15 protein-coding genes are annotated in these 15,138 nt (G+C 42.2%); 5 read left to right on the forward strand and 10 right to left on the reverse strand.

The window, feature by feature from the left end:
* Nucleotides 1-171 precede the first annotated feature (171 nt).
* The 3 genes from NV379_RS00400 to NV379_RS00410 all read right to left on the reverse strand — a co-directional run bounded on the left by NV379_RS00400 (nucleotide 172) and on the right by NV379_RS00410 (nucleotide 3,002).
* Nucleotides 172-1,275, reverse strand: a complete 1,104-nt coding sequence (locus NV379_RS00400; protein ID WP_258205282.1) for a helix-turn-helix domain-containing protein — start codon at nucleotides 1,273-1,275, stop codon at nucleotides 172-174.
* Nucleotides 1,250-1,840, reverse strand: coding sequence for a sigma-70 family RNA polymerase sigma factor (locus tag NV379_RS00405; protein ID WP_258205283.1), 591 nt, complete (start codon nucleotides 1,838-1,840; stop codon nucleotides 1,250-1,252). The genes NV379_RS00400 and NV379_RS00405 overlap by 26 nt, the downstream gene beginning before the upstream one ends.
* A 97-nt stretch (nucleotides 1,841-1,937) precedes the next feature.
* A complete protein-coding gene (locus NV379_RS00410; RefSeq protein ID WP_258206186.1) occupies nucleotides 1,938-3,002 on the reverse strand; it encodes a helix-turn-helix domain-containing protein in 1,065 nt (354 codons plus the stop codon).
* A gap of 259 nt (nucleotides 3,003-3,261) precedes the next feature.
* Here NV379_RS00410 and NV379_RS00415 point away from each other — a divergent pair, with 259 nt between their 5' ends.
* Nucleotides 3,262-5,535 carry a glycoside hydrolase family 3 C-terminal domain-containing protein gene (locus tag NV379_RS00415; RefSeq protein ID WP_258205284.1) on the forward strand — a complete coding sequence of 758 codons (2,274 nt, stop codon included), beginning with the start codon at nucleotides 3,262-3,264 and terminating at the stop codon, nucleotides 5,533-5,535.
* 148 nt (nucleotides 5,536-5,683) lie between these two features.
* Here NV379_RS00415 and NV379_RS00420 read toward each other — a convergent pair whose 3' ends face one another.
* Nucleotides 5,684-6,352, reverse strand: a complete 669-nt coding sequence (locus NV379_RS00420; RefSeq protein WP_258205285.1) for a helix-turn-helix transcriptional regulator — start codon at nucleotides 6,350-6,352, stop codon at nucleotides 5,684-5,686.
* Nucleotides 6,353-6,662: 310 nt separating this feature from the next.
* Between NV379_RS00420 and NV379_RS00425 the strand changes: the two genes are divergently transcribed.
* The gene (locus NV379_RS00425) at nucleotides 6,663-7,217 is read left to right on the forward strand and encodes a GNAT family N-acetyltransferase (protein ID WP_258205286.1); all 555 of its coding nucleotides are present in this window, start codon (nucleotides 6,663-6,665) and stop codon (nucleotides 7,215-7,217) included.
* A gap of 61 nt (nucleotides 7,218-7,278) precedes the next feature.
* Here the strand turns inward: NV379_RS00425 and NV379_RS00430 are convergent, their stop codons facing one another.
* The 6 genes from NV379_RS00430 to NV379_RS00455 form a co-directional block, all read right to left on the reverse strand.
* Nucleotides 7,279-8,838, reverse strand: a complete 1,560-nt coding sequence (locus NV379_RS00430) for an ABC transporter ATP-binding protein (RefSeq protein ID WP_258205287.1) — start codon at nucleotides 8,836-8,838, stop codon at nucleotides 7,279-7,281.
* 2 nt (nucleotides 8,839-8,840) lie between these two features.
* The gene (locus tag NV379_RS00435) at nucleotides 8,841-9,425 is read right to left on the reverse strand and encodes an ECF transporter S component (protein WP_258205288.1); all 585 of its coding nucleotides are present in this window, start codon (nucleotides 9,423-9,425) and stop codon (nucleotides 8,841-8,843) included.
* A gap of 58 nt (nucleotides 9,426-9,483) precedes the next feature.
* The gene (locus tag NV379_RS00440; protein ID WP_258205289.1) at nucleotides 9,484-10,242 is read right to left on the reverse strand and encodes an energy-coupling factor transporter transmembrane component T family protein; all 759 of its coding nucleotides are present in this window, start codon (nucleotides 10,240-10,242) and stop codon (nucleotides 9,484-9,486) included.
* A gap of 156 nt (nucleotides 10,243-10,398) precedes the next feature.
* On the reverse strand, nucleotides 10,399-10,851 hold the full coding sequence (locus NV379_RS00445) for a hypothetical protein (protein ID WP_258205290.1): 453 nt from the start codon (nucleotides 10,849-10,851) through the stop codon (nucleotides 10,399-10,401).
* 24 nt (nucleotides 10,852-10,875) lie between these two features.
* The gene (locus NV379_RS00450) at nucleotides 10,876-11,331 is read right to left on the reverse strand and encodes a hypothetical protein (RefSeq protein ID WP_258205291.1); all 456 of its coding nucleotides are present in this window, start codon (nucleotides 11,329-11,331) and stop codon (nucleotides 10,876-10,878) included.
* Between the two features lie 84 nt (nucleotides 11,332-11,415).
* The gene (locus NV379_RS00455; RefSeq protein WP_258205292.1) at nucleotides 11,416-12,339 is read right to left on the reverse strand and encodes an NAD(P)/FAD-dependent oxidoreductase; all 924 of its coding nucleotides are present in this window, start codon (nucleotides 12,337-12,339) and stop codon (nucleotides 11,416-11,418) included.
* Between the two features lie 452 nt (nucleotides 12,340-12,791).
* Here NV379_RS00455 and NV379_RS00460 point away from each other — a divergent pair, with 452 nt between their 5' ends.
* The 3 genes from NV379_RS00460 to NV379_RS00470 are packed head-to-tail and all read left to right on the forward strand — an operon-like array spanning nucleotide 12,792 to nucleotide 15,094.
* On the forward strand, nucleotides 12,792-13,526 hold the full coding sequence (locus tag NV379_RS00460) for a polymer-forming cytoskeletal protein (RefSeq protein ID WP_258205293.1): 735 nt from the start codon (nucleotides 12,792-12,794) through the stop codon (nucleotides 13,524-13,526).
* A gap of 38 nt (nucleotides 13,527-13,564) precedes the next feature.
* Nucleotides 13,565-14,326, forward strand: coding sequence for an ABC transporter ATP-binding protein (locus NV379_RS00465; RefSeq protein WP_258205294.1), 762 nt, complete (start codon nucleotides 13,565-13,567; stop codon nucleotides 14,324-14,326).
* Entirely contained in the window at nucleotides 14,327-15,094 is a 768-nt protein-coding gene (locus NV379_RS00470; RefSeq protein WP_258205295.1) for an ABC transporter permease, read from the forward strand. It abuts the gene before it with no gap.
* The last annotated feature ends 44 nt before the right edge of the window (nucleotides 15,095-15,138 follow it).

Here is a 15,138-nt window from a genome sequence, read left to right on the forward strand (position 1 = left end):
AAACTACCACCTTTTATCGTGTATCTTGGTCGCACATAATAACTTTAATCAATCTGAGAGCAAACAGCGTGAAAATATGTATTTCACGCTGTTAATTATGACATAAATGCTAGTAAACAGCGACCGAAAGGTCGTGTTTCTCTCCACTTTTTCGGTCGCTATCTCTATTTATTATTTTTTCTTGGTTGTTACATTCTTATGGTCAAGGATTGGAGCAAGCTTTGGTGAAATTTCTTTCAACATTTGTTCCTTGGAACGATTGTTATTCGGAACGACTCCATTTTTCTCAGCTTCCAATTGGATATCAACCTGTGTATTTGCAATTACGTCATACACTTGTTGTTTCGAGATATTCTTAGAAGCTGCAATTTCCGCTACGGATTTTCCTTTTGCCAATTCTTCTTTTAATTGTTGTGGGGTAATTTTCAGTAAAGCAAACAACTTATCATCATTGAGAATTGAATCATAGGTGTGATCTGGTTTACCATCTCTAGTGAACAAACCTTCTACTTTAATGTTTTTTTGTACAGGTTCGCCGCCTACTCGCATAAGATCAATCGCATTGTCATGAACAAATACTTGGAAGAAAGGTGCTTCTGCTCCTTTTATCGAGTAATTTAGCATCCACACTTTATTATCCGGGTTCTCCATTTGCTCCATAGCAAATTCGTACACCTTGGCGTTGCCATACATTTTATTAATGAGATCATCCACCTTGGCTTTGATTTCTTTCTCACTTAAATTGATAACGGGCTTCGACGCAGGCTCCCAATTCTCTTGATTCACGTGTTCGATATCACCCGTAATCCCGTTAGTATGTAGAGTAATTTTCTTGCCCTTTCCTCCTTTTTCTTGAAGGATGATACTTGTTTGATTCACTTTCAATTGTGTTGCATCGTCAGGATTTGCCGGTTTAAGCACATCGCCTTTCGCGTTGCTTGCATCGATAATCTCGAATGATTTTGTTTCCGGGTATGCTTTATAAAGCTTCTCAAGCGTTGCATTACCAACCTCATCTGCCTTTACTTGTTCAGCTGTCATCGGTGTTCTTTTAATCATGTCATATAGAGTAGGCGCAGCAAATGCCGCAGTTGGAATTAGTAGTGCAGCAGCAACAATGCCACCAATTAGTCGTTTTTTCATCGTAGTTTCTCTCCTTTTTGGTTGTGCGTATTGAGAATATGATTGTTTGATTCGATTGGAAATGGCCGGCGGGCATTCCATCTGCTCTGCTTCTTTAAGCAAGTTTTCACGGATTTTGTGTTCCAATGTCATTTAGCCTTTCCATCCTTTCTGGGGGGAGATTCCCTACAAATTTTCGAAGCGCCTCAAGACCTGCATGGTATCTGGACTTTACTGTTCCTAATGGAATTTCGAGTAAAGTCGCAATCTCCTCTAGTGTATAGTCATGATAAAAGCGGAAGATAATCACGGCTCGCTGTTTATCGGTCAGTTTGCGTATAGATTGCGATAGCTCTTGGTTCGTCTCATCCATCAATGCCGTATCTTGATCCAAATAAGATTCTTCCCGAGAGAAAGTACAGATGCGTTCAAAAATTCGGAATCTCCTCCAGCTCTTGACTCGAAACCTCTGCACTTGGCGAATGACTAAGCCGTGTAGCCAGAAGTTGAAAGGACGATTCGTATCGTAATTAGCAAGTGAAGTCCACATTTGCATATAGATTTCATTCATCACATCTTCCCGATCCTGCTGATGATCAACAAGAAAGGAAAGCGTCCGATAAACATCCTGATAGGTCGCCTCATATACGGTATGAAAAGCCTGTTGATCACCATCTTTCATTCTTAAAAGTAGTTCGTACATATCTTCATTCTTCATTCAGAGGGCCCTCCTCGTCAGCAGCTTACACCCTATATTGTCTCTCTATCGAAAAAAGGTTCGGTTTTCTATAAATCTTTTTGAAAAAAATCCGGATTTACTCTATTTTTCTTCGATCACGGTACTGTTTCGGTGTTAAATTCGCATGTTTCTTAAAAATCTTGTTCAAATGCGTTTGGTCGTAAAAATTCAATTTCGATGCAATTGTCGAGATCGGATCATTCGTCAGATGAAGCAACTTCTTCGCTTCTTCAATCTTCTCTTGTTGCACGTAGTGCGTGAATGTCATACCGGTTTCTTTTTTGAAAAGATGAGATAAATAGCTCTCATTTAAATTTGTAAATTCGCTCAGCTCATGCAGCGTAATCGGTTCGTAAATATGAGTAAACACATATTCCTTACATTGCGCAATGGGTTTGGATACACCACCCTTACGACTCTCACTCACACGCTCGACAAAATCTAGTATCGCATCACGTGTTGCGATCTCAACGGCTTGGACATGACGCAATTCTTCGATGTGCTGAATGTGTAAGTCACTCAGGGATAGAGCAAGTCGCTCGTACACGCCTCCCCTAATCGCTTCACGCGTAGCAATTGCAACAGCGCATATTCCTAAATTTTTCACATTACGCAGATGACTTCGCTTTGATAGTACCCCTAGCTCTCCATAGGAAATGGTACTCATCAAGTTTAATACCGCTTCTTTATTCCCTTTGCGAATATGATCGAATAACTCTTCACCAGAATCAGTATGAAATAGCGAATACTCTTGATGACTGGAGAGGGTCAGTTCGATATGATCGTCTGGGACAAACCGGTGTTCGAATTGAAAATTATAGGCCTGTACATCTGTAATCTCAAGCTCAATCCCATTAATGAGCTTGTACGCAAGTAAACTTACATGAAAGAGACGCAGCTTATTCATAATCGGTAAGGATGACCAGTAATCGATCCATAACGATTGGGTACGCTGCGAAACATCATTATCATTCAGTAGATTACGTGCCATCTCATCTGTCGGCATATTCGATAGACTCGGACCGATAACCATATACCCGCTGCTAACCTCATCTCTTCGAATCGGCAGTACAATAAACTGCTCTAGATAGTTCGTCGTCCGAATGATCGGATATTGAATATCCTCTGCTCCCTTTACCACAGATTGCAAGAGCTGGAATCTATCTTGAAATAATGGATGCTGGTTTGATTTGTTTATATAGGAATCAAATTCAGTTGTATCATTTTGAACGTAATAAACCGAGAGCTGCAAGCTCTCATGGAGCATTTTGCAACAAGCTAATATATTCATAGATTACACCTCAGAATCATACTATTAATACAAAGATTATACCATAATTCACACTTCCAACTGCGCTATAATGACCTTGAATCCACTATGACTTAGGGGGCTAATTTCGATGACTCGTAACATTCAGGCACTAATTGAACAAATGACTTTAGAAGAAAAAGCAAGTTTGTGCTCAGGATTGGATTTTTGGCATATGAAAGGTGTGGAGCGCCTTGGCATTCCTTCCTTAATGGTAACAGATGGTCCGCATGGACTTCGTAAACAAGATCAATCAGGAGATCACTTAGGATTACTAGATAGCGTTCCGGCAACATGCTTCCCTTCTGCTGCAGGACTTGCAAGCTCTTGGGATCGTGAATTAGTGACGAAATTAGGCGTTGCACTTGGAGAAACTTGCCAAGCTGAAGATGTCTCTATCCTCCTTGGACCTGGTGTCAACATTAAGCGTTCGCCGCTCAACGGACGTAACTTTGAATACTTCTCCGAAGATCCATACCTTTCTACAGAGATGGCAACGAGTTATATTCAAGCGGTTCAAAGCCAAGGCGTTGGAACGTCGATGAAACATTATGCCGTGAATAATCAAGAACATCGCCGTATGTCTGTAGATGCAATTGTTGATGAGCGTACTTTACGTGAGATCTATCTTGCTAGTTTTGAAGGCGCTGTCAAGAACGGTCAGCCTTGGACAGTCATGAGTTCCTATAACCGCGTAAATGGCACATATGCCTCTGAGAATGAGTACTTACTTACGGGTATTTTACAAAAAGAATGGGGTCACGAAGGTTTCGTCGTCTCCGACTGGGGTGCAGTTGATGAACGTGTGCCAGCACTTGATGCAGGACTTGCACTTGAAATGCCTGCCAATAACGGCTTGTCTGATAAGAAAATCGTGGATGCTGTGAATAACGGCAAATTATCGTTAGAAAAGTTAAACCAAACAGTCGAGCAATTGCTTACGATTATATTTAAGTGCGTAGACAATAAGAAAGAAAATGCGACTTATGACCGCGCTGCTCAACATCAATTAGCTCGTCAGGTTGCTTCAGAGAGCATGGTACTTCTAAAGAACGAAGCTTCCCTACTCCCTCTGCAAAAAAATCAAAAAGTCGCGTTAATCGGTTCTTTTGCGATACAACCTCGTTACCAAGGTGGCGGCAGTTCGCATATTAAACCGACGCAGGTTGATATTCCACTCGATGAGATCACCAAACTTTCTAGGGACAATGGTCAGGTTAGCTACGCTCAAGGGTATGAGATTAATGCTGATCAAGGTGACCAAGAGCTAATTGGCGAAGCGAAAAACGTTGCTTATGATGCCGATGTTGCGGTTGTATTCGTAGGTCTACCAGATCGCTATGAATCTGAAGGCTATGACCGCACACACTTGCAGTTGCCTGCGAATCAGACTGAATTGATCCATACAATTGCAGCTGTTCAGCGTAATGTGGTGATCGTGCTTATGAATGGTTCAGCTGTTGAAATGCCATGGATTCATGAGGTTGGCGCTGTTGTCGAAGCGTACTTAGGGGGTCAAGCTGTAGGTGGCGCTATTGCCGATGTGCTGTATGGCATCGTAAATCCGAGCGGTAAACTTGCTGAGACGTTCCCACTGCAGTTAAGCGACACGCCAGCTTATATGTTCTTCCCAGGTGAAAGTGATCGTGTGGAATATCGCGAAGGCATCTTCGTTGGATACCGTTATTACGATACGAAGAACATGAAGCCGCTGTTCCCGTTCGGTCATGGTCTGAGCTATACAACCTTCTCCTATTCTGATTTAAAAATAGATCGTACACACATCCATGATACCGAGACTGTCGATGTTCATGTGACGGTTGAGAATACAGGTAATCGTGCAGGGAAAGAAGTTATCCAATTGTATGTGAAGGATAACGAGAGCCTAGTCGCTCGTCCGAACAAGGAGTTGAAGAGCTTTGCGAAGCTTGAATTACAGCCGGGTGAGAAGAAAACCGTGACGTTCACGCTGGATAAGCACTCTTTTGCCTATTATAATGTGGAGCTTAAAGATTGGCATGTAGAGACCGGTGACTTCTCTATTCTGATCGGTCGATCTTCCGCAGATATTGTATTGCAAGACACTTTGCATGTCACTTCTACGGTTGCGATTAAGAAGACATATACACGCAATACACCAATGGTAGACCTGATGCAAGATACGTCAAAAGCACATATCGTACAAGGGTTCATGGAACAGGTTAAGTCCATGATGCCGGTGTCCTCGGAGGAAGCTGGTGAAGCTTCAGATATGATGGCTGCAGTCATGAAATTCATGCCATTACGCGCATTAGTCTCCTTTAGCAGCGGGGCATTTACAGATCAAATGCTCGAAGGTTTATTGGCACAGTTGAATCAAGATTAACGTGAACAAGGATGATCTCTAATAGTTAAAGAGGTCATCCTTTTTTGTGCATTTATGCTATAATAGCAGGAATTAACTGGGATATAGAGTTGATTCTAAAGAAAAATGCCCATTTTCATGATGTAGAACATATGTTCTATTCATTGAATTAGGCTTCATTTTCATATAAAGGCTCTATTCGAGGGTTAAACTTCTCATCCATCAGCGAGATTTCATCAATTCTTGAAACGAAGAAAATACGATGACCGAGACGAAGTCGGCAAAATGCTCGAATATACCACTCATATCCATTAAGTACAAGTGACATAGGCTCTATTGTGCGGACAGACTTCGTTCCCTGCATGTCGGTATATTGCATACGTACGAGATGATGATGGGTCGTCGCTTGTCGCAGCATGTTCATTTTACGAAAATCGGGATGGATCGGGGTCCATGGGTTCAGATCATCAAGTGGTTCTGCTGGTATGGTTAATGGAATGTTGAGGTTGGATAGGTGAATCATCTCCTTCACCCTCTCCATAAATCGACCGACGTACTTTACATCAATCGCTGGCTGAACACTCCTCAGTGCATGAATGATTGCATGCAATTGCTCAACCGACATAAACAGATGATCTCGACGAAACTGCGTGCCTAACTCATAACCTCCTCCCTTCCCTTTTTTGAAAAAGAGTGGAATCCCTGCCTGCCCCATGACGTCAATATCTCGATATATCGTGCGAATCGATACGTCAAAATGTTCTGCAAGTGCACTCGGATGCATCTTACCTTTATTGAGCAGCAATATCGTGATTGCTAACATTCGCTCCAATTTCATATGGGTGACTACCTCCCTCATCTGTCACGCAGCCAGCTTACTTGTGATACTATATGCGCGGCATGAGTGGAGGTTGAATATAGGCTGTTAACGTGTGCAAAAAGTCGATCACTACGAGGAATGAGGGTGCTTTAATGCTTACGAAGTGGTTTTCCACGGAAAGCCTGTGAGTCTCAATCGTGAATTTTGAATTGATTATATGGTATTTTCACGATTTCAAAGGCGAACGCTTCGCTCCTACAGCACCCTCATTCCTCTTCGTTTAACTTTTTGAACGCGCTCTATTAGAAAAATGAGAGGAGTAATTACCATGTCAGAGATGAATTACGAAACAAACAGACTTCGATTAAGACGATTTGAATTAGAGGATGCTGGGCAAGTCCAAGCACTTGCTGGTGATGTAGAAATCGCACGTACGACGCTGTTTATTCCACATCCTTATCCAGACGGTGTAGCTGAAACATGGATTGAGTCGACACATCAGAATATTGAAGCGGGTACGAGTTATGCTTTTGCAATGATACATAAAGAAACAAATCTACTAATCGGTGCGATGACGATTGGCGTTACACGACATCATGATCGTGGAGAACTTGCTTATTGGATCGGTAAACCTTACTGGAATCAAGGGTATGGTACAGAGGCAGCGGCTAGGGTTATGCAATATGGATTTGAACAGCTGGGACTTAATCGAGTATGGGCAGCCGCTATGACGAAGAACCCAGGCTCCTCCAATATTATGAAGAAGATTGGGATGCAGTACGAAGGTTTATTCAAAGAGCATGTGAATAAGTGGGATGTGTATGAGGATTTGGTGTTTTACGGCCTATCGAAACGGGATTATGAGAAGATGATGGAGAAATAGATCAAGCAGGAATGTTATATTATCGCATCAAAAATGGAGCTGACCACGCATTAGTTGCGTATCAGCTCCATTTATTAGTGAGATTCAAGACTCGCATCCCCCACTTACGCACCATTTGATGATCATGGGTTATCATAAGAACTGCTTTGCCCTCCTTACGATAAGCATCACATAGAGCAATCAATCGGCCAGCTTGCTTGTAGTCTTGCCCTGCTGTCGGTTCATCTAACACGAGAATAGCAGGTTCCAAGATCATGATGGAAGCCATACTAAGTAGGCGCTTCTCCCCACTGCTCAAAGTATAAGGATATTTCTCACGGTGTTCCCATAAACCAACTCGCTTTAGCATCGCTTCGCCTTGCGCAAGCAGTTCAGGTGGACTAGCGTCCCACGGCTGGAGGCCGAGACGCATTTTTAAACCGAATATGCATTCTTCAATGACTCGATCTGTTACAAATTGATGTTCTGGATCTTGAAAAATGTAGCCGACCACACGCGTAATTTCATGGATTGGCATAGTTGCGAGATCATTATTTTTTGTGAAAATCATCCCTCGCTTTGGTCGAATAAGTCCACCTAGAATCTTACCTAATGTCGTCTTTCCTGAACCATTTGCTCCCATAATCGCAATTAAATCATGAGGGTTAATCATTAGGTTAATGTCATTAAATACATACGATTCAGTAGACTGAGTCTCAGACTTCACTCCCTTCGAGGGATAACAGTAGCTTAAGCCCTCCACTTTGAGTAGCGGGTGTTGTTCCATTTCAAGATTATCCAAATTATTAATGTCATTAAATAATATTCTGTTCATTATTGTAGATTGATCTTCTAGTTTAAGGTACTGTATGCTTGCGTCCTCTAGCATACAGCCGCTGCGAATGAGCAGTTCTCTTTTACAAGTTAAAACATCATTCACAGATCCATCCTCCACAATCTCGCCATCATCAATTACGATCAACCGACTTGCATGTTCAATCACTCGATCCTCCAAGCGACTGGATGTGGTTACTATCGTATGCCCAGCTTGATGCAAATCATGAAGCGTCTCCACCAATTGTTTCGTCGCATCTGCATCTAGACTCGCTGTTACATCATCAAGTACAAGTACTTTCGGCTGCATCATAAGCATAGAGGCAATCGCTATACGTTGCTTCTGACCGCCAGACAACTCGTCTATCCGTCGATATCGAGCACCTTCCATCCCAACTTGACGCAACACTTCATCTATACGATCACTGATCTCAATTGTCGAAATACGCATATTCTCAGGACCGAATGCAAGTTCATGTTCCACAATCTCTTGGACGAATGTTACATCTGCACTCTGTAGTACAATCCCAACATAAGTTGCGGACTTTTCCTTCGATAACGACGAAGCTTCATTTTCTTGAAACAAAATCCGACCATGAAGTGCTCCAAGCAATTGTGCTTGCAGAATAGGATGAAGCATGTGACTCAGCGTCGTCTTCCCCGAGCCATTAGCCCCTACAATATTGATCCATTCCCCTGCATGCAGTTTCAGATCCAGTTGATGCAAAGTCGGTTCAGTCTCACCCTCAAACGTGAACGAAACGTCTCGTAGTTCGATCATTGGAGCATTTATTGAAGCGTCAGTCACGGTTACGCTGCTCCTTTTTTACCAACTGCAAATGTACGTAACATTCCTGTCTTTGTAATCGCGTCTCCAAGCCATTTCGTAAGCATCCCGCACAGAATAATACCGCTCATGCAGCGAATAACAAATGCAATGACAAGCGTGGATACATCCCATTTCCAATAACCGAACATATTCGCAGCAAATACGAACCATAGAGGTACCATTAAGAAGCTTGCTAATGACATGCTGAAGTAGCCCCAATTCTTGTAGCGATACAGCGCAAATACGAGCTCTACAACTACTGCATAACATAATGCCGCAATATATGCACTGGCCGCACCATAGCTGATTCCCATTAACATCTGTACACTTGCTCCAATTAAATATGTAAGGAGTGCCGATCCTGGTTTGCGAATGATATACATCGCAAGAAGGCCATATACCATATAAACGCCGACAATCGTCGAAGTTGCAATCGGACCCCCAAGCGTCGTTAGAAATTTATTCACGAATGCCAGGTAAGTCGTCATAACGCCATTTGCTACTGCCAATAAGGCCATAAGTACAATATCCATTGTTGTGAAACGTGCCAAACTCCATTTTTGCATCTTAAACTCTCCTTCATTAATGTTTCTTTCCTATAAAACAAACGATCCTCAATTCTGCTTATACGAAAATCAACAACCCTATCATCACAAGCCCACTGCCGATTGCAAAATACACCCCCGACGCCAAAACTGGCACGAGGTTGAGGTACGTTCGATCTGTGTATACGCCAAATCCCTTCGTATCCATTGCATTGGCTGTCTGCTGTGCGCGACGCACGGCCTGAATGAATACGGCTAGAACGAATCTTTTCCAAGCGATATAACGATTACGCAGCCCTTTCGGTTCACGAAGCCCCCGCAATCGCTGTGCCAATCGAATTGTCTCCGCTTCTTTCTCAAGTAACGGAACAAACCGGAGTGCGATTAAGATCGCAAATGTGAATCGATATGGAAGCTTAAGATGCTGGGATAAAGCAAGAACGAACATCCGAGGCTCAGTCGTTGCTACGAATAAGAATGAGACTAAGATCAGCGTCAAGAATCGAATCGAGATCGCAATTGCAAAATCTAGTGCTTCTGCTGTGATCTCAAACGTGCCAATCTTCCATATAACTGTCTCTCCAGACACGAACAACAGTTGAAGAATAAAGTACGGAATACCGATGTAAAGCGGGATACGAATCGCTCGCCATATCGCGCGTATCCAGAGTTTAGCTCCTACTAATCCAATGATCCCAACTGCTCCAAACAGTCCTAGTTGTACATCTGCCCGTTCATAACTCAAGAGTAGAATCGACATCACAATGACCCATACCAGCTTTGACACGGGATCTATTCGGTGAAAGAAAGACTCCCCGATTTGATATTGAAAAATCATGCGTCACATCTCCATGCTCATTATCGGATTTAAGTATGTTTCAAGTCGTTGGTATTGTCAATCTATTTTGTAAGGAATGGGTTAACAATCGAGTTGTGGAATAAAAAAAGCTGAAGCCGTAAATAACCGACATCAGCTTAATTACTTTGTATGTACTTATACGGATTCTGCTCTTCTCTTCTCCTCGTCTGTCAATACCTCTGTAAAGTGGTATACGTCCGAAGTATTTATCGCTTTTAATTTTCTAGCAATCCCCATACTCATAAAATAATCCAAATATCTCTTCGAATCTTGCAACGATAGTCCTGTTCTTATTGCAACTTCGAACGGAGTCACGCGGCCCTTTTTAAAGTCTACAAGTTCAAGAATATCCTGTTCGTTCTGCTCATAGTTCTCATCAAATTTGAGATTCCCTTTTTTAATCTGTTTGTGAGCTACATTCTTTTTTCGCGCTTCACTAGGAAACGTACTTCTATACATCGCATATGCCGAAAAGATCCCTGTAATTACAATTAAAGTAATCCAAATATTTTCAATCGCTAGGATGATGAATTTCCAAATAAATCCTAAGATAAGTAACACAACAATAATGCCAACTACCATATCCACAGTAAATCACCTTCTTCAGTTATACTAGATCGCTTCTGCTTTCTTTTTCTCGTCTTCAGTAAGAATACCCATGAATTCATACACATAGGTTCCATTATTCGCGATTTTTAATCGGACAAAGCCACTTTCTTTCAAGTATTCTAAGTATTTTTTAGCATGCTCTAATGATAGTTCTGTAGACATCGCAACATCTGTAGGGGTCACTAAACCTTTTTTGTTAACTGCAATTCTTATGATTTCTTTCTCCCTAGCGGCATAAACCTCATTCGTATCCGGTTGTTTTACATTCTTGTCGTCATTCGGATTTAGAATTAGCTTTTGATAAAACATTATCAGTAATGAAGAACCGAGAACCATTGGGAACGTTATCCAAAAATTCTTAACCACTGCATTAACAACTATTGTAATTACAACCACAAACAATACCCACCATAGTATCTTTGCTATCTTTGCGATTTCTGTTACTTTTGGTATTTTCACATGAACCATCCCTTCATCTTCCAGTACTATTAGTGTAAAGGGTATGGTTCTGTCATACAAGACATAAAGGGAAATTTTACGACATTAATCGTCACTCATTCCCCATTCTTCCTCAATGAACAATTGATTGATCGCCTCACCTGCCTCATAGCCATCACTTGCAGCACAAATGAGCCCGTTGAACAAATGCTTTGCATCTCCAATAATGTATAAACCATCAACTGCCGTAAGTCCCTTACTATTTGTAGCAAAATGCCCCTTATCATCGAGTTGCACGCCAAATTTCTCAGGTATTGATGTGTGCAGCTTAACCCCCGTATCCATGATGTAACCCGCTGTGCGAGCAACCATCTCTCCACTATTCAACAGAACCCCTTGCAATTGTTTCTCATCGACCACAAGCTTACCAATAGGTTCCTCCACAATACGAATCTGCCTTGCCTCCATTTGCGCTCTTAAACCTTCTTCCAGCTCTGCTCGTCCATTCGTAAACACAACGATATCCTTGTTCCAATGATGAATGAGTGGTACATAATGCTTGAGTCCTTTTCCGTTGCCAAACAATGCTATTGCTGCATCTTGATGCTCATATCCATCGCAATAAGGGCAAGGAAACACGGTTGACCCATATGCCTCCTTCAAACCCTCTATATCTGGCAAATGATCTTGAACCCCTGTTGCTACTATCAACTTCCGACCATTGTATACCTCTCCACCTTTTATTTTTACAGTAAAAATATATTCAGATATCTGCGCACTCTCTGCATATCCCTTCACAATCTGTATCGACTTATATCGATGTAGCTCTTCCATCGCAATACGCTTAAATTCAAGTGGATGAATACCATCTCTTGTCAAATAACCGTGAGAAGCTTGCGTGACGGCATTACGCGGCTGACCTGCATCAATCACAACGACTTGTCTCATTGAACGGCCTAACACTAAAGCTGCACTAAGTCCTGCAGGGCCACCTCCAATAATGACAACATCCCATAACTTCGTATCCATTCGAATTAGCCCACACTCCTCGCTATCACTTCATCATCCTGAAATAAATCTGCTACCTCCTAATATTTCTCATATCGATTCGCCCTATCCGTTAATTCAATGAACCTGTCAGCAAATTATTTACCAATAACAAAAGAAAGCACTACCTTATCGTAACGTATCAACGTAACAACCCCCTCGAAACATTGCTGATTTTTTTGGGATATAACGAAACAGTGTTAGTTACTCATTGTATAACAAACGCATACTAAATTAGCTAAAATCCCTTATTATTAAAGGGTTTTTCACTTTTTAGTTCAGTTATTAATTTTATTGTTTATAAAAAACATAACAAACCCTGTTTACAACGTAACAGTGTTATGTTATATTGAGTTCACGAAAGCAGGAAGTAATTGGATAATCAACTCATATAACTTCTTGCTTAATAATGGAAAATGTGGAGGGGTAATAAGATGAGAGAACGTGTAAGTAATTTAATTATTAATGGATCTGGAACTTCAGGTGGCGGAGATTTTCAAAAAGTTAAGATTAGTGGTAGTGGTAAGGTATCTGGCAACGTGGAGTGTCTAGATTTTCACTGCAGTGGCAGTGGCGTAGTCTATGGCGATGTGAAGGCTGGATATATGAATGCTAGCGGCTCTGTAGGTGTAGAAGGTAATCTGATTACAGAGGAACTGAAGGTTAGTGGTTCGGCTCGTGTAGACGGCGACGCATTCATGAAAGAAGCAAGTGTTAGTGGTTACATGAAAGTTAAAGGTCAATTGACAGCGAACGAAATTTCGATCAACGGTGCGATTGAAGTGAAAGATGATGTCTCCGTAGATGAGTTCAACGTAAAGGGCGGATTCCGGATTGCAGGGCAACTGCATGCGAAGAAAATTGATATTCAGCTTTACGGTGATGGTCATGTCAAATCAATTAACGCCGATCAAATCGAAGTTCGTCGTAACATGTTAGGCGGTCTTAGTGTGATGAAGATGATCAAGACCCACTTCCAATCGCTTCACAATGAGCTTCATGTCGATGTGATCGAAGGGGAAAATATTACCTTGGAATATACAACAGCGAAAGTCGTTCGCGGTAAGAACGTTACGATTGGCGCAGGTTGCAAGATTGATCTCGTTGAATACACAGGACGCTATGAAATGCATGGTGATGCGAAAGTCGGGCAAAGCCGACTAGTCTAAGTCTGATCCAATGATTAGTTATATAAGGAGGAATTCAAATGATTAACAAGTCCATTCAAGTAAAAGGATTACAAAAATCCTACAAGCAGCATCAAGTCCTTAAGGGTGTAGATTTTGAAGTGGAAAAAGGAAGTATCTTCGCACTGCTTGGCTCTAACGGTGCAGGTAAAACAACAGTGGTTAAGATCCTCTCTACTCTGCTGAAACAAGACAGTGGAACAGCAACTGTAAACGGTTATAACGTTTCATCTAACCCCGATCATGTGCGCCATTCAATCAGTTTGACCGGACAATTCGCAGCGGTAGATGAGAACTTAACGGGACTTGAAAATCTCATCATGATCGCCAAGCTGCGACACCTCGATAAACCTAAACAAATCGCCAGCGATTTACTTGCACGGTTCGGATTAACGGAAGCAGCAAGTCGAAAGGCATCTACGTATTCGGGTGGTATGCGTCGTAGACTCGATCTCGCGATGAGCGTTGTCGGTAAACCACAAATTATCTTCCTCGATGAGCCGACTACTGGGCTTGATCCTGAGGCACGAATCGAAGTATGGAAGGTCGTAGAAGAACTTGCTAAGGGTGGTACGACCGTGTTTCTCACAACTCAGTATTTAGAGGAGGCGGAACAACTAGCCGATCGAATTGCGATCTTGCATGAAGGCAAAATTATCGCAAACGGCACCCTATCCGATCTTAAAAAGCTGTTCCCAGCTGCAAAAGTGGAATATATCGAAAAACAACCATCATTGGAAGAGATCTTCCTTTCAATCATCGGTAAGAAGGAGGCTATTTAAATGGAAACGATTAAGAAACATTATTTCAGTGATTTGGGTGTCATGGTCGGGCGCTCTATGCGCCACATATTCCGCAGTATGGATACGATCATCACGGTTACCATTATGCCGATTGCATTTATGTTACTGTTTGTCTATGTGTTCGGAGGTGCCATCCAAACCGGCACAGATAATTACGTCAATTACTTATTACCAGGTATTCTGTTAATTGCTATTGCAAGTGGTACGGCTTACACGTCTTACCGACTGTTTATCGATGTGCAACGTGGCATATTCGAACGTTTCCACTCCATGCCGATTGCACGATCCACCATGTTATGGGGACATGTGTTAAGTTCGCTAGTATCCAATGCTCTTTCGGTTATCGTCATCATTGGAGTAGCGTTGTTAATGGGCTTTCGTTCGTCGGCAGGAATCTTGCCATGGCTTGCCGTAATCGGTATACTCGCTCTCTTCACCCTAGCTCTTACTTGGATCGCAGCGATTGCTGGACTATCGGCTAAATCGGTTGATGGAGCAAGTGCCTTCTCCTACCCTCTCATCTTCCTACCATTCATCAGCTCCGCATTTGTACCAACCGATTCGATGCCTACAGTAGTACGAGTTTTTGCCGAAAACCAGCCTGTAACTGCGATTGTTGAAGCCATTCGTGCTCTACTAACAGGTCAGCCGGTTGGAAATGACATATGGACTGCACTTGCGTGGTGTTTCGGAATTATGATCGTGGCTTATTTCTTCGCCATGCGTGTGTATAAGAAACGGATCTAAAAAACAGAAAAAAGCCGACCAAGACTGTATTACCCAGCTTTGGT

This window comes from Paenibacillus radicibacter, assembly GCF_024721995.1.
GTDB classification, from domain to species: Bacteria; Bacillota; Bacilli; order Paenibacillales; family NBRC-103111; genus Paenibacillus_AM; species Paenibacillus_AM radicibacter.